Origin of the sequence: Methanofastidiosum sp., from assembly GCA_035362715.1 — an archaeon.
GTDB lineage: Archaea > Methanobacteriota_B > Thermococci > Methanofastidiosales > Methanofastidiosaceae > Methanofastidiosum.
Genome location: DAOSDU010000016.1, coordinates 1 through 20431 on the forward strand (window position 1 = coordinate 1; position 20431 = coordinate 20431).

Genomic DNA, 20431 nt, shown 5'->3' on the forward strand with positions numbered 1-20431 from the left:
ATATAAGAATAACGATAATTATAGTGGCGATATTATGGCTGAATTAATAAAAAGAATATTAGTTCCTGTAGATGGATCTGCGCCTTCTCAAAAGGCCGTAGAATATGCTGCGTGGGTGGCATCTAAGACTGGGGCACAGGTTATGCTGCTATATGTAGTAGATGCAGATAAATTAAAACTTACATATGAAGCTATGGATAGATTCCAGCCAGAATGGCAAGATAAAATTAAAGGAACAGACGACATAAAAAGATATTCTCCATTCTTTGAAGAACAACTTAGTTGTATGATGGAAGATCCATTGTGTAAAAGGGGAAACAACGTACTGAAAGAGATGACAAAGTTTGCAGAAAAGCATGGAATTAAGCCTAAGGCAATGATGAAACTTGGAAGGGTTGTAGATACAATAGTCCAGACTGCAGATGATGAAAAATGCGATCACATTATTGTTGGTAAAACAGGACTCACAGGTATAAAGAGACTAGCTATGGGCCACGTGGCAGAAGACGTGGCTAGATATGCAGATTGTAGAGTTACTGTTGTTCCTTAAATTAAGAAAATTTTTATTTTTTTATTAATTATCCTATTTTCTAAAAATTGTATATTTTATTATAGGTAATATTATATATTCTAAAGTTGAATAACTAATGATGATAAATCCAATATTATTGGCTCCTGTGGCTGCTATACTAATATTCATTCTAGCAGGTATCAGGGTGATAAAACAGTACGAAAGAGCTGTAAAATTTAGGTTAGGTGTATTCGTAGGTGTACTTGGACCTGGATTAAAATGGATAATCCCCATAGTAGACAGGGTAGAAAAGGTAGAGTTAAGGGTAGTTACAGTGGATATACCTGCTCAAGAAGTTATATCCAAGGATAATGTCCCAATGAAGGTTAATGGAGTGGTCTTCTTTAAAGTTACAAATGCCGACAAAGCTATACTTGAAGTGGAACAGTATAAATTTGCTATATCTCAGCTTTCACAATCTGCACTAAGAGATATGGCTGGAAAATCAGATCTTGATACAATTCTAGCCAAGAGAGAGGAAATAGGTGAAAAAATAAGAACAATCGTAGATATTGAAACAGATCCGTGGGGAATTAAAGTAACTGATGTAAAAATAAAAGACATAGAACTCCCAGACAACATGAAACGAGCAATGGCTCATCAAGCCGAAGCTGAGAGGGATAGAAGGGCAAGAATAATTCTTGCTGAAGCAGAAGAACAAGCTGCTCAAAGATTAGCGAACGCTGGGGAGATAATAGATAAATCGCCCGCTGCACTTAAGTTGAGGCTATATCAAACATTGGCAGAAATAGCTTCTGAGAAAAATTCCACGATAGTCTTCCCATTTCCCGAAGAGATGATGGAATTTATGAAAAAGAAGAAAGGGAAAGAATAATATTTCAAATGTCGATTTGAATGGAATTTGAAATCGGAAAGAAATATCAGGTTGTCAAGAAGGGAAGTTCGATATCTTGGACAGAAACTAAATTCATATCGGAATTTAAAACTATCACAAAAGAGCTACATATCGGGGATATTGTTGAGTACAAGGGCAGAAAAGATTTCCCGGGATGTGATGTTTCATACGATATATTTGAAATCGATAAGACCGAAGGGGTATTTTGGCCAAATCAATTCGGCGGTGCAAAAGAAGAGTATCTAAAGAAGATATTTTAATTTTTCTTTTTTATTCGATTTATAAAAAATATGAATTTTTTATTCATCAAGCCATTTTTGGCTCCATATATCTAAATTATTATGGGTGGTAAATTAGTCGCGTATCTTAAAATAGATATTCTAAGATCATGTAAGGCATAAGTTTTTTAATCTAAAAATGCAGTTACATAATATGCCTAGAGCCAGGAAAAAAAGATGTATTTATGTTGATACAAATGCACGTTATTTTAAACCAAGAGGAGTGCCACTGGGAAATCTTGATATTATAAGACTTACATTTGAAGAGCTAGAAGCTATTAGGCTTAAAGATTTAGTAGGTATGGAACAGACTGAGGCTTGCGAGAAAATGGGAGTTTCACAGCCAACGTTCCATAGGATTCTAAAAGAAGCACGAAACAAAGTTTCTGATGCCCTTGTAAACTCTAAAGCAATAGAGATTTTCGGCGGAGATTACGAAATGGGCAATAATCAATTCAAATGCCTAAATTGTAACCATTTCTGGGAAGTTAAGAATATTTCAGAAGAAGACAACATAAAATGCCCAGAATGCAACGGAACAAATATTAAAAATATCAATAGTTGTAATCAGCGCTGTGAATGAATATATCTAAAAATAAAAAATTCATATAATATCCAATTGGTAATGATATGAAAATTGCAATACCAACAGATTCAATGGGTGGACTTTCAGATATTGTTTTTAATCATTTTGGAATGGCCCCTACTTATACTGTTATAGAAATAATTGAGAATAAAATTGAGAACGTAGAGATAATAGATAATACTAGCGACCATTTTGGTGGTTCTGAAAGTCCAGTTGATTTGCTTCTAAAAAAGAATGTTGGAATTGTAATTTGTTCAAATCTAGGCCCTCGTGCTATGGAAGTGCTAACTTGTCAAGGATTTGATCTCTTCTTCACCAAAAGAGAAAAAGTCCAAGAGGTTGTTGATAAGTTTATTAGAGGGGAATTGGAAAGATTTTCTGGAGAAAAAACATCCTGTAGCCCCGCCCAATAATTATTCTAGTTTGTAATTCTTTATTTTTTTAATCCAGTAGTTTGAATAAATAGCTCCAATGGGATTGTGCGCTAGTACCCTATCTTTTACAATAAGTACGGTAGTCGGTGCTTTTGAATATTTGATAAATAAGGAATCGTGCCCCACACAAAGTCCTACAACAATGTTAAACTCTGTTTTCTCCTTTTCTAGTAATTTAGCCTGACCAATAGGATTGCATGAAGATTCACTTAGCTTTCCAGATAATGTTTTAGTAACTCTGAAATCTCCTTTTCCGATTCCACAAGCCTTACATATAGCAAGAGAAACTTCAAATCCCTTTTCTTGGAGTAAATCTGTAAGAACTTGTGATTCGTTTTTCAATCCGACGCATGAAGCAATGCCAAGTTTTTTGTAGTTCATTCTTTTAGAAAATTCAATTAATTCAAGAACTCTTGGAAGCTTCATATATGCATCTACTTCAAGTTCTGTTGAAGTAATATAAAAATTAAGATTTTCTTCTTTTCTTACTTCATTTTCGGCGTAATCTTTTATCTCCTTTCCGTAACAGTTTATTCCTTCCATACAGAAGGAGTCCTCACAATCATTGCATCTCATAGTATAGTTAAAAAAAGATAATTTAAAAAGTTTTTTATTTTATGCCAGTTATTATATCTGACTTAAAATCAAATAGAGTCATTTTTTTATTTTTATCTTTTAATGTCATTATGTTATCGTTTGTAACTTTACCAATAACTCTAGCTTCGATTTTTTGCTTTTTGAAAAGAGATAATATTTTGTCAGTATTTTCAGGGGATGAAGTTAAAGTGAATCCATACCCAGGATAAATCTTTAGCCAATCTATAAAGTCCATATTGTCTGGCCTTTGTATCTCATCAACATCAATTACTGCGCCTTTTCTGGATGTTTCAAGCAACATTCCAATTGTTCCCAAAATGCCTGGATTTGAAATATCCTTGGCTGCAAATGAAAGTTCTTTTTCAGCTATTTCATTCATTATCCCTAACTTTGAAAGACACTCTTCAGAGGATTTGTTAAGTGTAGTGTCCCAATTAAGATAGTTGTTGTAACGTCTTCCGTCCATGTCCATTGCCAAGATTATGTCTTCTCCATCTTTTGCAGAAAAACTAGAAAGTATTTTTGAAGCGTTACCCATTATAGATACAGATACAGTTGTACTATCGGTATCAGGGTGAAGGTGCCCACCAACCATTGGAACTTTAAATTTTTCACACCCAGTTTTTATTCCTTCAAGTAAATCTTTACAATTATCAGTCTTTTTTAATGACATGATGTTGACCATGGCAATAGGTTTACCCCCCATTGCATAGATATCATTTACATTCACAAGTACTGCACAGTACCCTGCCCAAAAAAGATCCTTTAAGAGATTTGCCCAAATCCCATCTGCTGCGAGAAGTAGATAATTGCAATCGCCCTTTAAAACAGCGGCGTCGTCACCAAAATCAATAATAGTGTTTCCATAATTAGAAAATGGTTTGAATTGAGTAATTAGATGTTTAATTGGATTTTTTCTTTTAACACCTTCATAATTTCTGATTTCCTGAACAATTCTGTTTAGGTCGGTCATACTTTTCAACATGCGGTTAATGACTAAGTTATTTATAAAAGTTTTTATTTCAATATGCTTTCCATAAACCTTCTAATCTCGGTAGGCGTAGAAGATTCAAGGCCATATATTTCGGAGAATTTGGTCGTTGTTTTTAAAATCTTTGTTTTGCCACAAGGTTCAGCATCTAAAAGACCTGCTTCAACCAATACTTTTACATGTTCGTAACATTGACTGCCCCTATATTTGACTAAGTCCGATTTTTTTAAGGGCTGTTTGTACGCAATAATAGCCAAAGTTTTCAGGACTGCCCCTCTTATTTCGGATTTTGGAGCAAAATCAGCAGTTAATAAAGAATATTCATTTTTCACTTGCATTGTATACCTGTCCTCCACAGCCCTAACTACTTCAAGCGAACTTCCCCTCTCACGATACTCTTTAGAAAGATTCTCTATTAGGCCTTCTACATATTCCCTGTCTTTCATACCCAGTTTTTTTAGCAACTTGGAAATTGGAACAGGTTCTCCCGAAATGAAAAGAATTGCTTCAATAGAAGCCTTGTCCTTTGCTATATCCATATACCCCCTATTACTGCTTATATTTAAATGGTTTGCAGGTTTGTTACCTGAATAATTCAAAAATAATGATTATAAGAAACTTTTTTAATGTCCAAAACTTTGTTTAATTAGGTGTATAGATGGATTTAGAAGAAATTTCTCATAAAACAATGAAATTTATCGATTCTGAAGGGGAAGTTTTTGCTCAGAAAATTAAGGTTATTTCCTATGATATTGAAAAGAATAATGTAGAAATAGGCGAAGAAAAAGAAACCATAGGAGTCGGTGTAAGGGTAGTGGATGGAAAAAAGCAAGGATTCTCTTTTACAAATAATACAAATGGTTTGGAAGAATGTGTTAAGACGGCATACAAAGTTCTTAAAGTATCAAGGGCAAGAGAAGATTTTGTTAGCCTACCCACCCCAAAAAAAATAAAAAATAGAGATTTGGCGGATAAATCATTATATTCAATAAATTCTGAGGATTTAATGAAATTCTCAACGGACATGATTAAAGGCTGTGAAGAAAAAGGGGGAACTCCATCTTCTGGAAGCACAAATCTTACTTTTCATGAAGAATCTATTTCAACATCAACTGGCATCTCTTTAATTCAAAAATATGCAACTCTTTTTGGATATATATCGGCTATTTACAAGGTCGAGGATATATCTACAGGTTTTGATTATAATATTATGCGAAAAAAATTTGATTTTACTCCAATTGGAGAAAAGGCAGCTTTTAAAGCTAAAGAAACCAGTAATGCAAAAAAAATCCAATCGATTTATTGTGATGTCATTTTGGAACCTGAAGCAGTTTCTTCATTACTTTCTAATACGTTTATATCTCATCTTTTCGCAGAAAGCGTTGATAAAAATAGAAGCTTTCTAAAGGGAAAAATTGGAGAGAAAATAACAAATCTAACAATGATTGATGATGGCACCATTGATTATGGCGTCGCTTCTGCAAATTTTGACGGCGATGGTAATCCGACAAAAAGAAATGTAGTTTTAGAGAGAGGTATATTGAAAGGATTTCTTTTTGACGACTTTTATGGAAAAAAGTTTGGAGTTGAATCTACTGGGAATTCAGAAAGAGATTATAAATCTCTCCCCTCCATGGGTACTACTAACTTCATTATTGAAGGTGAGAAAATAGAAGGCATAAAAGAAGGATTTATTGTTAATGAATTGAGGGGGGCCCATACAGCAAATCCAATTTCTGGGGATTTTTCTGTTGAAATTTCTAGTGGCTTTTACATAAAAAATGGTGAGAAAGTTCACCCAATTAAACATGGGATGATAGCAGGAAATGTATTTGAGTTTTTGAGTAAAGTTAAAGGAGTATATGGGGAGGTTAAAAATACCGGTGGTATGATAACCCCTTCGATTGTTTCAGAAGCTAAGGTGGTAGGATGATAGCAATTGTAGGTATGCCAGGTTCAGGAAAAAGTGAATTTGTTAATATAGCTCTTAGTTATGGATACAGATTTATATCCATGGGAGACATAGTAAGAGAAGAAACCTTGAAAAGAGGATATCTCCTTGAAGAAAGTGGGAAAGTTGCACAGATACTTAGAGATAAAGAAGGGCTTGATATAATAGCCATCTTGACTTTAGATAGAATTAGTGAGACTCAGGATGGAAAGTTTTTAATTGAGGGAATACGAGGTATAAAAGAAATTGAGCGATTCAGGAATGAAATTGATTTTTTCCTAGTTGGCATACATACTTCACCACGTATAAGATTTGAAAGATTAAAGAATAGAGGAAGAGCAGATGATCCAAAAACCTTCGAAGATTTTTATAAAAGGGACTTAAGGGAACTATCTTGGGGATTAGGTGAAGCTTTTGCGTTATCTGATGTCATAATCGATAATAATGGCACCTTCGAAGATTTTAGGTCCAATATTGACAAGGTGGCTAAAAAATATGAGCTTTAAAGTAAAAGTTTTTGCAGACGTAAAATCAACTGAAGATTCTGAAAAAGTAAAAAAATCAATAATTAATATCTTCCCTGATATCGAAATCGAAGAAAAAGACAATGAAATAATTGGCTACTCGGAAGAAGAAGATGTTCTTTCAAGATTTATTGAATTAGTATATTCTGAAGCAATTAGAGATAGTGTGAATATGGTGCTAAAAGAAGGCACTGAAGGGACGAAAGTTTCTTTTTCAATGAATAAACAGGCTGCGTTTGCAGGTAGGGTAAATCTATCCAGGGTATCACCTCTTGGCCCAATTAAAGTAAAAATCTATGTAGAAAATCCATACGATTTTATTGATAGAATAGTTCCTAAAACAATCTAATTCCAAAGATTTTCTAGATTATCTTTTATTATTCCATTCTTTTGTTTCATACTTTTCTTTTGATAATTTTCTTGCAATAATTAATTCATCTTTGGAAACATTTTCTTCTTTTGATTCCCCATAAATCTCTTCAAATCCTTCTTTTAAACTTTTAATTAGTTCTTGTTTTTCAAAATTATATCCTTCGTTTGTCAGCGTTGTAACTCTTTTTTTTATTTCTATTTTTTTATCCGATATTCTAAGAATTCGTTCCATCAATTCTATATTGGTATTGTACATTAAAGTTCCATGTTGTAAAATAACACCAAATTTTCTTGTTTGGGCAGATCCAGATAGTTTTTTTGAATTTAACATTAGATCATTAAGAGGTTTAAATTCCACATTAATATTGAGTTTTTTTAACCCTATAATAATTCCGCCATATAAGAACTCAAAGGAATCTAGAATGTTCTCAGGAACATTTCTTTCCGATATAACAACTGAATAAGTAATTTCGCCCGAACAATCGTGAAAAACATTTCCTCCCCCAGTTATTCTTCTTACATAATCAATATTGTTTCTATTGCAGTAATCCATGTCAATTGAAGATTTAAGGCTCTGGAAATATCCAATCGAAACACATGAAGGAGAAAATGAATAAAATCTAAATGTATCTGGTATTAGTTCATTAGCCCTTAACAAAAGCAAAGATTCGTCAAGCCCCATTGAAAGATATCCATTTTCTTCTCTATAAGGTAGATATCGCATAGATGGAATACTATCGAAAAGTATTTATAGGTTTATGTAATCTTGATATTTGGGAAGGGAAATGGAGGAAAAATTTAGAATCCTCTCATATTTTTTCACCTCTAGTGCTAGATTTCCCTTCCCTCGTTAAGGGCTTTAGGAGGCATCTTATGTATCAAAGAATTTTAAAACTACTTGAGAATGAAGAATCTCCTCTTTCCGCAGAGACTATCAGTGAAAAAACAAAAGAAAGTCTAATGAGAACAAAATCTCTTTTGTTGAGATTACAGGAAGAAGGAAAAGTGGAAAGTACAAAAAAAGATGAGATTATAGTATGGCAAATAAAGAAAAAGGATGATTTTGAAAAGAAATTTGAAAAGATGGGAAGATAATGCCTTTTTCTCATCCCTTTATTAAAGGGGAGATTTCACCTAGAGCCTATCAAGAAACTATTTTTGTAAAAAGTAAAGATAAAAATACTTTAGTAATTTTACCAACAGGACTTGGTAAGACCTACATAGGAATATTACTTGCAGCATACACCCTACATTCCTTAAAGAAAAAAGTTTTAGTTCTAGCACCAACTAAACCACTGGCTGAGCAGCATTTAAAATCTTTTTCAGATGCATTAAATCTTGAAAAAGAAAATTTTTCTCTTCTAACTGGAACAGTATCCCCTTCTAAAAGAGATGAACTATACACCAAGTCTTTAGTTGTGATAGCGACACCACAGGTAATAGAAAATGACCTATTAGGTGGAAAGATAAATCTAGAAGATTTTGGCCTTATTATTTTTGATGAAGCCCATCGTGCAACAGGGGATTATGCCTATACATACATTGCAGAAAAAGCAATTTCAAAAAATATACGAATAATGGGATTAACTGCTTCACCTGCATCAGATAAAGAAAAGATGAAGGATATTATTCAAAATCTAGGAATTGAAAATATAGAAATCAGGAACGAGAACTCGCCTGATGTAAAACCTTATGTCCAAGATATAGACATCTCTTGGATTACTGTAAAACTTCCTGATGAATTTATAGAAATTAAAAAGATGCTTGAGATGTTGCTAAAAAAAGAGATTACAATCCTAAAAGATCTAGGATTTGTTTCTTCGCAAGATGTTACAAAAAAAGAATTGTTAAGTACCGTTACAAAAATTAACAATAAAATTAAGGAAGCTCCGATACATGAAAAGTCAATTTATTATGGCGCTCTCAAATCCCAAGCAAAGGCCCTAAAAATTCATCATGCACTAGAATTATTGGAAACTCAAGGGATATCTCCATTAATATCTTATTTTAAAACGATGAGAGAGAGTAAAAGTCGTTCTTCATTAGAGTTACTTTCTGAAAAAACTGTAATGAAGATAATAACAATGGCCGATAATCTAAAGCAGGAAGGAATAGAACATCCAAAACTTTCAAAATTATATGAACTTGTTATTAAAGAAGTAAGTAATGGAAAAAATCTAATTATATTCTCTCATTACAGGGATACCACAATGAGAATTGTAAAAGAGTTGGAAAAATTTGAAAAGATAAAGGTAGAGAGATTTGTTGGCCAAGCTTCAAAAAAGGGCGATGAAGGGCTATCCCAAAAAAAACAAAAGGAGATAATTGAAAGATTCAGATCAGGAGAGTTTAACGTCCTTGTTGCCACCTCAGTTGCAGAAGAGGGTCTTGACATACCTGAAGTGGATATGGTAATATTGTTTGAACCTGTACCTTCGGAAATAAGATCTATTCAGAGAAGAGGTAGGACTGCCAGAAAAAAAAGTGGAGAAGTTGTAATCCTTATGGCAGAAAAGACTAGAGATGAAGGATATTATTGGGCAAGTAAGAAGAAAGAAAAGCAGATGAAACTCACTGTGATGGAGTTAAAAAGGGAGTTTAGAAAAAGTGATGAAATGATCATGGCAGAGAAAGGACAAAGTAAACTAAAGGATTTTGTAGATATGCCATACATTATAGCAGATGATAGAGAGGACAAAAAGTTATTAAAAATCTTATCGGAAAAATCTAACATCAAGATAAATCGTTTAGACGTAGGAGACTATATACTCTCGAACAGAATTGGGATTGAACGAAAATCTTCTAATGATTTTATTGAATCGCTTATCAAAGGCACTCTTTTTCCTCAAATTTTATCCCTCTCAAATACTTTTGAAGTACCGATGTTGATAGTAGAAGGAGAAGATGTTTATTCAATAAGAAATATGGATAAAAAATCTATTCGTGGTGCCATTATTTCGGCAATGGTTGATTTCAGAGTTAGAGTTATTTTTACCAAAAATACAGAAGATACTGCCAATTTTCTTGTAGATATCTCATTGAGGGAGCAAAAAGAAAAGGACAGGGCCCCCACAATCAGGGGCGAGAAGAAAGTAATGAGTCTAAAAGAAAAACAGTTGTTTATTGTTGAAGGTCTCCCAGAAGTTTCATCAGTGCTTTCCAGGAGATTATTGAGAAAGTTTGGCAGCATCTTTGGAGTTTTTAATGCTGATGAAATAGAACTTAAGGAAGTTGAAGGTGTCGGGGAAATAAAAGCCAAAAAAATAAGAGAGATCATAGACTCTCGATATGAAGATATATAATTTCTTTATTGCTAATCAATAATTAACCAAAAGATTTAAATATTAGAAAGCGATAATTTATATTAGCATTTATAGGTGATGAATTATGAGAGGAAAAAACGATGCCGAAGCAAGAAAATTCTTTAAACAAGCAAAAAGAATGAAAGATAGGGCAGAAGCTAATATAAAAAAGAGAAATTTCGTTCTAGCATCTATTGAAATAGATGTTGCTAACAGACTCCTTGAAGAAGGTAGCAAGTTTCTCTAAATTTTATTTTTAATTTTGATGCCTTTTTTGGAATTAATTTCTAATTAAAGTTAAATAAATAATTCTTAAAACAATGTAGTAATTGTATACAATAGTCTTATATATAAATCATAGAAAAACTAAAACAATGTTATCCGGCGATATACTCGGCCTAATAATAGTCTATGGATATGTGGCCGTTTTACTACTTATTTCTGAAAAACTATTAAGCAAATATAAAGTATTCAGCCGAAAGTTTCTTCATATAATGGTAGGAAATGTACTGTTTGTATTACCCATATTTGAAACTAAATTTGCAATGACTTTTCTAGCTGCTGCGCCTTTTATACCTTTAACATTCTTAATGAGCCCTCACTCGCCATTAAAGATCAAAGATAAAATTTCCTCATCAGGTCATGGACTTGGATTGGTGTACTATGCGATATCATGGACCGTCCTCGCATTTTTATTTTTCGATAAACCATGGACTATAGCTGTAGGTATAGCTGCAATGTCCTATGGGGATGGAATGGCATCCTTAATTGGAACTAGATTTGGAAAAAGAAAATATCATTTCTTTGGAGAAACTAAGAGCTTTGAAGGATCGGTAACGATGTATTTCATTCTAGTTGCCGTTATGTGGATTGCATTAAAATACTATAATTACATATTTTCTAATGTTGCTGTAGTACCAATGAATTTTGCGATACTGTTGTTTGTTCCACTTATTGCAACTTTATTTGAAGCTATCACGCCCAAGGGTCTCGATAATTTGACTGCATGTTTTTCTGCAACTATTCTTTATTATATATTGGCATTGGTGCTACAATGAGATTTATTATTATTGATGGATTGGATGGTGCTGGAAAGGACACCCATGCAAATTTGATTCGAGATAGATATCTAAAAAAAGGAGATAGCGTTATATTACGTTCCCATCCAGAAAATGACAATACTTTTGGAATAAAAGCAAAAAGCTCACTTTTAGGCAAGGGAAAATTTAATTATATTAAAGCCTCTATGTACTACGCTTTTGATGTCATAAGGTCAGTGAGAAAGTATCATGGAAAAAGCGATACTTTGATTGTTGTACGTTATTTAATGGGTGTCGCATATTTACCATTGCCTTTAGCAAAATTATTCTACAAGTTTTTTTCTACAATACTCCCAACTTCAGAGTATATGTTCTTTTTAGATGTTGAGCCAGAAGAATCCCTAAAAAGATTATCTAAAAGGAATGAAAAAGAAATGTTTGAGAATCTAGAAGATCTAGTAAAGGTAAGAGAAAAAGCATTAAAATTAGCAAATAATTGGAAAATCATAGATACTTGTAAATCAATTCAGGATGTCCAAAAACAAATAGAAAAAATTCTAGATACTTTAGATAATGGAAAAGATAAAGCCAACTCTAATCATGTTGCAAATAAAACTCAAAATTAATAAAAATTATTAAAATAATTTATTATAACTTTTCAAATCTCTTTTCAAGTTCCCTTAGAACTTTTGGAAGAGTTGTGTATTCCATATCTTCAGGAGGTAATCTGTGTGGCTCAAATGGTCCATGTCTTCTCACATAATCTGCGACTCTTTGTGCTTTTCTTCTTGCTTCGTCGTATGCAGGGTCATCAAATAGATCAACTGGCCCGACTAGTCTTCCATTTGCTATTTGGAATCCAAGGGCTATAACTCTTGGTGGTCCATCAAATCTTGTACATACTGCATTCTTTTGGCTTACTGGCATTAATGGTCCGTTATGAGAGCCTCTCATCCATCCCGCTACTAGATGTGGGAATGCAAAAGGTTCAATTACCTCACCAAGTGCAGGAAGTCCTGATTGTGCCCTTACCAATGCCACAGGATCATCTTTTCCTACATACTCACCTGCTATCTTGTAAAGCTTTTCAGTACTGATGTTAGCAACTGCTTCATCAGCAGGTAATTTTCCGCCTTTCTTTGGATAAACTCTTTTTATTACATATCTTGATTTGGCACCAATTAAAGCAAGCATTTTGTATAGCTCTTCTGGGCAATCCATGAATACTCTCTTACTTTCTAAGATATCCCATATCTCAAACCTAAATCCTGCTACTGCATTTGGGTCTATTACTAAACCTATTGTGTTAAATGGATCTGCAAATATCTTATACATTGGTAAGTTAAAAGCTCCAGGGTCTGTCTTATCCATCATAAATGCAACTAGTGGTTCTGCTTTTCTTTCTTCAAATTCAAGCTCTGCGACTCCAGGACCCATTCCTCTAACATTTCCACTAAATGCTTCAGCCAATAGATCTTGCCCTGCTCCGTAAAGCTTCAATTCCTTAGCGACTTCTGTTGCCTTTTCAAAGGTATTCCAAGCGAGATGGTGAACTTCTTGGGAATCAACACCTTTTCGGTGTGTCATTAAAAGCTCTAAATCGTCTCCACAATTAGTTACGTGAAAATCAATTAGAAGTTTACCTTTTTCTTTTTCTAATTCTTTTTTTGCTGTTTTAATTAAATCTGGATGGACCAGTGCATGTCCTGGCCATCCTCCAACATCTGCTTTAATAAGAGAAACAGTTATTTTTTCTCCCATTTAATCCTCCTCATCCTTTGATTTGAAATCATCAATTGAGAATGGAGGCTCCTCGCCATCTTTTATTTGGCCTTTGGCTTTCAGCATTTCTCTTGCAATTAGGTAGTAAACAAGTGCTAATGCTTTCTTTCCTTTGTTATTTGTTGGAACGACTAAATCAACGTTTGATAGATAATTTTCTGAGTCGCATAGGGCAACAACAGGTATTTTTGCAAGTCCAGCTTCTCTTAATATCTGATAGTCTGCTCTTGGATCTGTCAAAATTACTACTTCCGGTTCTATGAAATCCTCACAGTTTGGATTTGTGAGAGATCCTGGAATAAATCTCTTTGTAATTGTTTTTGCACCTATTTTTTGACCAAACGCTAATACTGGCTTGAACCCGTAGATTCTTGAAGAAACTACAAGAATTTTCTCCGGTTCAAATTTGGCAAGAAACTTTCCAACTTTTTCTATCTTCTTATTTGTTTCGTTTATATCAAGGATATAAAGACCATCTTGTCTTATCCTAAATATGTACCTTTCCATGTCCCTTGTTTTTTGGGTTGTCCCAATATGGATTCCTGATGCAAGGTACAAATCAAGAGGTACAAGCATTTCATCACTCATAAAATCTCCTCACCTAAATATTCTTTAATTCTAATTAGTTCATTTATTATTTGGATATTTTCTTCAATTACTTCTAGATATCTAAGACTAAAAGCCAAAGATATATGGCAAACCCCTTCGTCAACTGCAGGGATTATACAATTCTTATCATCTTTTGATGCGGCGTGTATCTGCGATATCGTGTCTAGTTCAATTTTTTTTGGTTTTTGACTGGACTTTTGTTCTTTTAGATCCATATCGAATATCTTTCCACCTATATTCAATAGGGGCATTTGTTCTTCGTATATTCCTCCAAGGTATCTAAAAAGAGGCAATGAGTAAAAAGAGGATGCTGCTTTGGCAGATGCCAAAGACAAAGCAAATCTTATTTCAGCATAGGGCGTTATTTCACAAAGTAATTCATCTAACGATTTTTGCTCGATTGCATCCAAACCGGCAAGCTCAGGTAAAACAACTTCTTCAATTTCAGAGATATCTTCTTCGAAAGTTACTGAGGCCCTCCCGAAACTTGAAGAAGTATATATGTCCATTTCTACAATACTCTTCTCTTTATTACTGTTGTAAACCTTCCTTGCTCTTATATCCTCTATTACGGTCAATCTTTCCTCTCCTTTTCCATTTCCAATGGTGGGGCCGTCGGGATTTGAACCCGAGTTTCCACCACCCCAAGGTGAGAGGCTAGTCCAAGCTACCCCACGGCCCCATGTGAAATCGACTATAAACTATTAAAATATAAAATTATATTTTATAGTCGAGCAGTTCGTCTATAAGATCGACATGAGTAAGAAGCATTCTTCTACAGCAATATCTTGTTAATCCCATGTCGTCCAATATTTTTTCTGTCTTTTCCCCTTTGCTTAATCTAGCTAAATAAGGCTCATAAAGATGGCCAATCACTTTTCCACAGGTAAAGCATCTTACAGGGATTATCAAAAGATCACCTGTAGGATTTCTGTCTTCTTGCTCTTGGTCCTTTAGAAGACTTACTTGGCTTGTGCTCTTCAGTTCTCCTTGAATCTCCTCTTAATAGGATTCTGTCGTACCCTAAATAAGCTTCTTTCAAAGAGTTGTCCTGAGTGAATTCAACAAGCCCTCTTGCGATTGCTATTCTGCACGCATCGGCTTGCCCCATAATTCCTCCGCCTCGGACATCGATATCAATATCAACTGTATTTGCGGTCTCTCCTGCAAGGAGAATTGGTTCGAACATTTTGATTCTCACTAATTCAGGTTCAACTATTGGAAGTGGCTTGCTATTAACTCTTACTCTCCCCTTCCCTTCTTTCACAGTTGCTCTTGCAACTGCTTTTTTTCTTTTACCAACTGATTGAATAATTTTCATATACGGCCCCCAAGGAAGCTTGATATCTCTTTTACCTTAAAATATTTCTTAGTTCTAAGTTTTGAAACGTCTGCATCATTGAATCTAACAAATTCCTTCCCCGTTAGATCATCAGGTATCCCAACATATACCTTTAATTTCTTGTATGCTGTTCTTCCTTTGTCTTTCTTCCAAGGTAACATTCCCCTTACTGCTCTTCTGACTATTCTGTCAGACCTTTTTGGGAAAAATGAACCTCTCAAAGGATTTGCTATGTCTTTGAATTGAGACCTTTTCTCATAAAGGTCAAAGAAATAATCTCTATTTCCCGTAATTATAACTTCTTCAGCATTGACTATAAAAACTTCTTCCCCTTCTAAAAGTTTTTTAGCGGCAACTGATGCCATTCTACCCAGAATCTGATCTTTTCCATCGATTATCATGAGATCACTCCATTATTCTTACACCGCTACCTCTCGGATTTTCTTTGTAGAGTTCATAAAAAGTTATTGCCCTTCCATTTTTGTTTATCTTGTCCATGGCGGATTTAGAAAACTTAAATGCAGAAACAGTAACTTTGTGATCTAGCTCTCCACTGCCCAATACTTTTCCGGGGACAACTACTGTATCTCCATCTTGTGAATATCTATTGATTTTTGATAGATTCACTTGGGGTAAATGCCTTGTAGGCCTTTTAAATCTCTTTGAAAGGTCAATCCACAAGGGAGTTTTTTCAGAATATCCTTTGTCTATAAAAAAATCTATAAGACTCAATATACTTGGATTTGTTTTATTTAACTTTCTCATTAATTTCACCTCTCAAACTCTTACGCTTACGCTCGCCTGAGATTAACATTGATATTTTTATACCCTATTTAAACGTTTCGATGATTTTAGCTTAAAGGATAATAAATTCAAAAATAAGATAAAAAATATATTATTTCTTCAGGATTAATCTATATTTTCCAGATTGGAGTTAGAATAGAAGGAAGCTCTGTATTGTAACCAAGGTCTTTTAGGGACATCTGTAAGCATGCCATAGTAACAATTATTTCCTTTTCTGTAACGCTTCCCATGTGCCCAATTCTAATTATCTTTCCTTTAAGATGATCTTGTCCACCGGCTATGATTATTCCGTGTTTTTCCCTCATTACTTTAACTAGTTCTTGACCATCAATTCCCTCTGGAACCTTTATAGATGTGACTGTATTTGAACATGTCTTTTCATCGTGAGGGAAAAGTGAAAGACCTATCGACTTTGCAGCTTCTCTTGTTGCCTTTGCCATCTTTTCATGTTTTTTGATCCAGTTCTCAAATCCGCATTCGTCAATAATGTCTAAAGCTTCTTTTAATCCATAAGCCATTGATACAGGTTGAGTGTATGGGGCCTTGTATTTGTTATTTTTATATTTCTTCAGATTAAGATAGTAGCATGTTCCATCTGTTTTTTCAATTACGTCCCAAGCCTTCTGGCTAACGGAGATAAATGACATTCCTGGTGGGAGCCCAATGCACTTCTGGCTACCTGATGCACATAGATCAACTCCCCAATTATCAACTTCGATATTGTCTCCACCAAGTGATGAAATAGTATCTACGACTAACAGAGCTTTTGTACCCTTTACAATCTTTCCAATGTCTGCTACTGGATTTCTAACTCCTGTAGAAGTTTCATTGTGTACCATTGTTACTGCCTTGATGGCCGGGTCTTTTTCTAACGCTTTTTTAACATCTTCTGCCTTTATAGGCATTCCCCAGTCATATTTTAATTCAATTACAGCTCCCTTGTAGGCCTTGACAATGTCCCTAAATCGCTCTCCAAACTTACCTGATGTAATACATAAGACCTTGTCTCCTGGCTGAACAATGTTAGCTATTGCAGCGTCCATTGCAGCTGTTCCAGAACCGGCAATTATAAAAACATCATTTTTAGTTTTAAAGATTTTTTTCATCCTTTCGGATTGCTCCATAAAAAGCTTGTTAAATTCATCGCCTCTATGGGGCATGATTTTCATTGACATGGCCCTAAATACTCTAGGGTGAACTGGTATCGGACCAGGTATCATTAGTAAAAAATCCTCATTCATATAACCACGACACTGTTTTAACAAAAATAAACATATATAAGATTATCTTATCTAACCGTAAATAAAAAGTGTTAGAGTAGAATAAATCTCCAGAAGATTAAAACAAAATTACATTATTTCTTTATGAGTCATTAGTCTTGTTGTGTAACCTGCTATTCTGTTCAAAAGTTTATGTGTAGGTACATCGAGTAAATCTTTAATAATTAATTTATTCTCTTGGAAATCTTTTGTAAGCTCGCCTCTATGTTTTTCAACTAACTGTCTTGATATTCTCTTTATGAATGATGGTCTGATTCTTCCCAACATTACACCTCCATTTAAATCAAATGGCATAGTATGCTTTTTAAAATTATCGTCAGATTATTAGTTTTTTCGATAGATAGGCAGTATTCCTCCTGATTATTACAGAAAATATTTAAGGATTGCTTATAGAATACCTTCATGCTTAACATTATAAAGAGTCGAATTGACCCGGACCTTACAATAGGTATAGGGGCTTTTGAAAATCCCGAAAAAATAGAAGATGCAGCAAACAGTGTCGATTTTTGTAATGTTAGAGTTTTCAATAGTTCTGCCAAAATTATTTCATCCTTAAAAGAAGGTAAAATAGACGCCATAGTCAGAGGAACTCTTCAAAGCTCTGATTTCTTAAAAGAAGTAAAAAACAACTATAAAATTGATAAGATTTATAGAATTGGCCTTTTAGGAACGTATGACAAAAAATATTTCTTTTTTGCACCTCTTGGCATTGACGAGGGCGAAGATCTAAAAGAAAAAGAAATGTTCGTTGAATACGCAAAGGATTTATTGAAAAGATTCAAAGTTGAACCAAAGATATCTGTTCTATCGGGGGGCAGAACAAAAGATCTAGGAAGATCAGAAAGAGTAGATAAGAGCATACTTGAAGCTGAAGCTTTGACAGAGAAGTATGGGATTAATCATGCCGAAATCTTAATTGAGAATGCAATAAAAAACTCCAATTTTATACTTGCGCCCGATGGGATTTCAGGCAATTTAGTTTATAGGACTTTAATCCATCTTGGTTGCGGGAGCTCCCATGGAGCGTTGTACTATCCCCTAGCTATTGAGGGTACTATTATTGTGGATACATCTAGAGCTGCCCCAAAAGAAGAGTATATTTCCTCAATCGCACTTGCTAATGCTATTAAAAATTACTGATTAAAAAGAATCGATTAGTTTTTCTAAATTAACTACGTCTTCCCATGATCTCATTTCGTTGTGATTAGTTGCGTCAAGATGTATTGGAGTTAAGGATACCTTGTTTTCCTTTATTGCAGAATAGTCGGTGCCTTTCTCAGCAAAGCCACCTGGAGGCTTACCAAAAACTTTGAAATACATCTTACCCTCCTCGTTGTTTGTTTCAAATGGTTCGTCATAATATACCCTTCTCCCAAGTCTTGTTACTTCGACACCTTTTAATTCATCAAACGGAACAGAAGGTACATTTATGTTTAGTAAAGTATCAGTTGGTAACTTTTTATAATTCCAAGAATCAAAAAGTATTTCTAAGAATTTTGTTGCTGTTTCAAACATTGGATTAAAATAATCTGACGAAGAGATGGATATAGAAGGTATACCATTTATTATCCCTTCTCTTGCAGCGGATACTGTTCCTGAATAGTATATATCATAAGATATGTTTTCTCCATGATTAATACCCGATAAGACAAGATCAATTTTTTCCCTCATGAAATGCCTTATAGCAAGAGCTACACAGTCTACAGGTGTCCCAGAAACAATATAATCAGTTCTTTTTTTATCATCTAGATAAAGCCCTTCAACTTCAATTTTTTTAAATATAGAATAGCTGTGGCCAATCCCACTACAATTTTCCTTTGGCGCTATGACAACTACTTCGCCCAAAGATTCTGCAACCTCTGTGAGCTTCTTTATTCCTTCACTGCCATAGCCGTCATCATTAGTAACTAGTATCCTCATTTGAATTAAAGAGGCGATATGTTACTTTTAAATGTTATTCCTTAATAATTTCCAGAATGGCCTCTTTAGGTACCCTTAAATGAATAAGATTTTGTTTTCCACGGCCCCTTGACTGCGCCCTTTGAATGTCAACTATTTTAAGATTTTCAAGTTTTACTATTGACTTTCTAAAGAGTTCGTAGGACATACCCTCGCCTAATATATTGAAAAAATCATTCGCTTTTGTGAATTTACCAGAATTTTCTGCTATAACTTTGAGGACTTTCTTGTCTGTTTTCGATAAGCCATCAAAGACATTTTCAACATGTAAAGAAGAACTGATACGCTCTATTGCTTTTTCAATGTCATCAACAATTATTTTTCTCCTGCCTTGAAGTTCTGCTAACATTGCAGCTTCCTTTATTCCTCTTATCCCAAGCCTTAAATCGCCTTTCTCAAAAGTTATTTCTGAAATTTTATCTAAGACTTCTTCATCCATCACACCGGGAAATAATCCAATATCGGCACGATATCTCAAAATATCCGTTATTGTAGCTTGAGAGTACGATTTAAAATGAACTTCGTTTGGCATAAATACAGTTCTAATCTTTTCTGAAACTTTAAATGAAAAAGCATTATCTGTGATAATCCCAATAATTCCTGTTTTAACTCCTGGAAAAATCTCATGTGCCCTCAGAATTTTATATAGAATATTTTCTGCAACGTTAACGTGGAATAAAAAATCCACATCGTCCAATGCAACAAGTAATGTTTTATCTTTTTTTTGTAACTCACCCATGGTATATTCATAGAGAGTTGTTAGAGGCTTCCCAGTTTCTACGGGAGGATACCCAAATATGCCTCTAAAGATCTGGGACATTATTGAAAATTCTCGATAGTGAAACTGGCAGTTTATATAGACCGGTACAACACTGTTTGAAACTTCTGTAATGTTCTTAAATAGCAATTTAACTGAAGTAGTCTTCCCAGTACCTGTTGGCCCTAAAACAATAGTATTTGTTGGAAAATCTCCTTTAATCAAAGGCTTTACATTATGAGATATTGCTTCAAGTTCATTGTCCCTATATTTAAAAACCTCCGGTATGTAACTAAGATCAAAGACTTCGGGGTTTCTGAATAGCGATTCTTCCCACATCAGTATATCCTTTATTTTGCTTGACATAACTATAAATAAAAAAATTATTTTATGTTT

29 protein-coding genes and 1 tRNA gene are annotated in these 20431 nt (G+C 34.2%); 14 read left to right on the forward strand and 16 right to left on the reverse strand.

Annotation, left to right across the window (positions count from 1 at the left end):
* The 5 genes from PLI06_08765 to PLI06_08785 form a co-directional block, all read left to right on the forward strand.
* Positions 1–550, forward strand: a 550-nt coding sequence (locus tag PLI06_08765) for a universal stress protein (protein HOI77684.1), incomplete at its 5' end; no start/stop codon positions are given.
* A gap of 100 nt (positions 551–650) precedes the next feature.
* Positions 651–1406, forward strand: a complete 756-nt coding sequence (locus PLI06_08770; protein ID HOI77685.1) for a slipin family protein — start codon at positions 651–653, stop codon at positions 1404–1406.
* A gap of 20 nt (positions 1407–1426) precedes the next feature.
* Positions 1427–1687, forward strand: a complete 261-nt coding sequence (locus PLI06_08775) for a hypothetical protein (GenBank protein ID HOI77686.1) — start codon at positions 1427–1429, stop codon at positions 1685–1687.
* A gap of 172 nt (positions 1688–1859) precedes the next feature.
* On the forward strand, positions 1860–2288 hold the full coding sequence (locus tag PLI06_08780) for a DUF134 domain-containing protein (protein ID HOI77687.1): 429 nt from the start codon (positions 1860–1862) through the stop codon (positions 2286–2288).
* A 47-nt stretch (positions 2289–2335) separates the two neighbouring features.
* Positions 2336–2704 carry a NifB/NifX family molybdenum-iron cluster-binding protein gene (locus tag PLI06_08785; protein ID HOI77688.1) on the forward strand — a complete coding sequence of 123 codons (369 nt, stop codon included), beginning with the start codon at positions 2336–2338 and terminating at the stop codon, positions 2702–2704.
* Here PLI06_08785 and PLI06_08790 read toward each other — a convergent pair whose 3' ends face one another.
* From PLI06_08790 to scpB, 3 genes are read right to left on the reverse strand one after another with little or no spacing between them, the layout of a single operon-like run.
* Complete coding sequence (locus tag PLI06_08790; protein ID HOI77689.1) at positions 2705–3301, reverse strand: DUF1847 domain-containing protein; 597 nt, start codon at positions 3299–3301, stop codon at positions 2705–2707.
* 34 nt (positions 3302–3335) lie between these two features.
* Positions 3336–4307 carry a methanogenesis marker 2 protein gene (locus PLI06_08795; protein HOI77690.1) on the reverse strand — a complete coding sequence of 324 codons (972 nt, stop codon included), beginning with the start codon at positions 4305–4307 and terminating at the stop codon, positions 3336–3338.
* Between the two features lie 32 nt (positions 4308–4339).
* Positions 4340–4852: an SMC-Scp complex subunit ScpB gene (gene scpB / locus PLI06_08800; GenBank protein ID HOI77691.1), complete on the reverse strand. Its 513-nt coding sequence runs from the start codon at positions 4850–4852 to the stop codon at positions 4340–4342.
* 119 nt (positions 4853–4971) lie between these two features.
* Between scpB and PLI06_08805 the strand changes: the two genes are divergently transcribed.
* Genes PLI06_08805 through PLI06_08815 form a run of 3 tightly spaced genes read left to right on the forward strand, consistent with a single transcriptional unit; the run spans position 4972 to position 7137 of the window.
* Positions 4972–6246: a TldD/PmbA family protein gene (locus PLI06_08805; GenBank protein HOI77692.1), complete on the forward strand. Its 1275-nt coding sequence runs from the start codon at positions 4972–4974 to the stop codon at positions 6244–6246.
* On the forward strand, positions 6243–6770 hold the full coding sequence (locus tag PLI06_08810; GenBank protein HOI77693.1) for an AAA family ATPase: 528 nt from the start codon (positions 6243–6245) through the stop codon (positions 6768–6770). Before PLI06_08805 ends, PLI06_08810 begins: the two co-directional genes overlap by 4 nt.
* Positions 6760–7137: an RNA-binding domain-containing protein gene (locus PLI06_08815; protein ID HOI77694.1), complete on the forward strand. Its 378-nt coding sequence runs from the start codon at positions 6760–6762 to the stop codon at positions 7135–7137. The genes PLI06_08810 and PLI06_08815 overlap by 11 nt, the downstream gene beginning before the upstream one ends.
* An 18-nt stretch (positions 7138–7155) precedes the next feature.
* Here PLI06_08815 and PLI06_08820 read toward each other — a convergent pair whose 3' ends face one another.
* Positions 7156–7884, reverse strand: a complete 729-nt coding sequence (locus PLI06_08820; protein ID HOI77695.1) for a biotin/lipoate A/B protein ligase family protein — start codon at positions 7882–7884, stop codon at positions 7156–7158.
* A gap of 149 nt (positions 7885–8033) precedes the next feature.
* Here PLI06_08820 and PLI06_08825 point away from each other — a divergent pair, with 149 nt between their 5' ends.
* The 5 genes from PLI06_08825 to PLI06_08845 all read left to right on the forward strand — a co-directional run bounded on the left by PLI06_08825 (position 8034) and on the right by PLI06_08845 (position 12128).
* The gene (locus PLI06_08825; protein HOI77696.1) at positions 8034–8255 is read left to right on the forward strand and encodes an ArsR family transcriptional regulator; all 222 of its coding nucleotides are present in this window, start codon (positions 8034–8036) and stop codon (positions 8253–8255) included.
* Positions 8255–10462, forward strand: coding sequence for a DEAD/DEAH box helicase (locus PLI06_08830; GenBank protein HOI77697.1), 2208 nt, complete (start codon positions 8255–8257; stop codon positions 10460–10462). Before PLI06_08825 ends, PLI06_08830 begins: the two co-directional genes overlap by 1 nt.
* Positions 10463–10547: 85 nt before the next feature.
* Entirely contained in the window at positions 10548–10709 is a 162-nt protein-coding gene (locus PLI06_08835; GenBank protein HOI77698.1) for a hypothetical protein, read from the forward strand.
* A 127-nt stretch (positions 10710–10836) separates the two neighbouring features.
* Positions 10837–11520, forward strand: coding sequence for an SEC59/DGK1/VTE5 family protein (locus PLI06_08840; protein ID HOI77699.1), 684 nt, complete (start codon positions 10837–10839; stop codon positions 11518–11520).
* Positions 11517–12128, forward strand: a complete 612-nt coding sequence (locus PLI06_08845; protein HOI77700.1) for a thymidylate kinase — start codon at positions 11517–11519, stop codon at positions 12126–12128. The genes PLI06_08840 and PLI06_08845 overlap by 4 nt, the downstream gene beginning before the upstream one ends.
* A 22-nt stretch (positions 12129–12150) precedes the next feature.
* On the opposite strand, the gene fbp is transcribed toward PLI06_08845, so the two are convergent.
* From fbp to PLI06_08895, 10 genes are all read right to left on the reverse strand, one after another.
* Positions 12151–13263: a fructose-1,6-bisphosphate aldolase/phosphatase gene (fbp, locus tag PLI06_08850; protein ID HOI77701.1), complete on the reverse strand. Its 1113-nt coding sequence runs from the start codon at positions 13261–13263 to the stop codon at positions 12151–12153.
* On the reverse strand, positions 13264–13872 hold the full coding sequence (gene rpsB, locus PLI06_08855; GenBank protein ID HOI77702.1) for a 30S ribosomal protein S2: 609 nt from the start codon (positions 13870–13872) through the stop codon (positions 13264–13266). It abuts the gene before it with no gap.
* The gene (locus PLI06_08860) at positions 13869–14471 is read right to left on the reverse strand and encodes a hypothetical protein (GenBank protein HOI77703.1); all 603 of its coding nucleotides are present in this window, start codon (positions 14469–14471) and stop codon (positions 13869–13871) included. Before PLI06_08860 ends, rpsB begins: the two co-directional genes overlap by 4 nt.
* Positions 14472–14497: 26 nt before the next feature.
* Positions 14498–14575, reverse strand: a tRNA-Pro gene (locus PLI06_08865).
* 35 nt (positions 14576–14610) lie between these two features.
* Positions 14611–14805 (reverse strand): DNA-directed RNA polymerase subunit N, encoded by a 195-nt coding sequence (locus tag PLI06_08870; protein HOI77704.1) that lies wholly within the window; start codon positions 14803–14805, stop codon positions 14611–14613.
* A 4-nt stretch (positions 14806–14809) separates the two neighbouring features.
* On the reverse strand, positions 14810–15214 hold the full coding sequence (locus tag PLI06_08875; GenBank protein HOI77705.1) for a 30S ribosomal protein S9: 405 nt from the start codon (positions 15212–15214) through the stop codon (positions 14810–14812).
* Positions 15211–15636: a 50S ribosomal protein L13 gene (locus PLI06_08880; GenBank protein ID HOI77706.1), complete on the reverse strand. Its 426-nt coding sequence runs from the start codon at positions 15634–15636 to the stop codon at positions 15211–15213. Before PLI06_08880 ends, PLI06_08875 begins: the two co-directional genes overlap by 4 nt.
* Before the next feature lie 4 nt (positions 15637–15640).
* Complete coding sequence (locus tag PLI06_08885; GenBank protein HOI77707.1) at positions 15641–16000, reverse strand: 50S ribosomal protein L18e; 360 nt, start codon at positions 15998–16000, stop codon at positions 15641–15643.
* Positions 16001–16149: 149 nt separating this feature from the next.
* Positions 16150–17280: an alanine--glyoxylate aminotransferase family protein gene (locus tag PLI06_08890; GenBank protein HOI77708.1), complete on the reverse strand. Its 1131-nt coding sequence runs from the start codon at positions 17278–17280 to the stop codon at positions 16150–16152.
* A gap of 108 nt (positions 17281–17388) precedes the next feature.
* Positions 17389–17586 (reverse strand): 30S ribosomal protein S17e, encoded by a 198-nt coding sequence (locus tag PLI06_08895; protein ID HOI77709.1) that lies wholly within the window; start codon positions 17584–17586, stop codon positions 17389–17391.
* 135 nt (positions 17587–17721) lie between these two features.
* Between PLI06_08895 and mtxX the strand changes: the two genes are divergently transcribed.
* Positions 17722–18459 (forward strand): methanogenesis marker protein Mmp4/MtxX, encoded by a 738-nt coding sequence (gene mtxX, locus PLI06_08900; GenBank protein ID HOI77710.1) that lies wholly within the window; start codon positions 17722–17724, stop codon positions 18457–18459.
* Here mtxX and surE read toward each other — a convergent pair whose 3' ends face one another.
* Positions 18460–19239, reverse strand: a complete 780-nt coding sequence (gene surE, locus PLI06_08905) for a 5'/3'-nucleotidase SurE (GenBank protein ID HOI77711.1) — start codon at positions 19237–19239, stop codon at positions 18460–18462. It lies immediately after the preceding gene.
* A gap of 34 nt (positions 19240–19273) precedes the next feature.
* The gene (locus PLI06_08910) at positions 19274–20401 is read right to left on the reverse strand and encodes an ORC1-type DNA replication protein (GenBank protein HOI77712.1); all 1128 of its coding nucleotides are present in this window, start codon (positions 20399–20401) and stop codon (positions 19274–19276) included.
* Between the last annotated feature and the right edge of the window lie 30 nt (positions 20402–20431).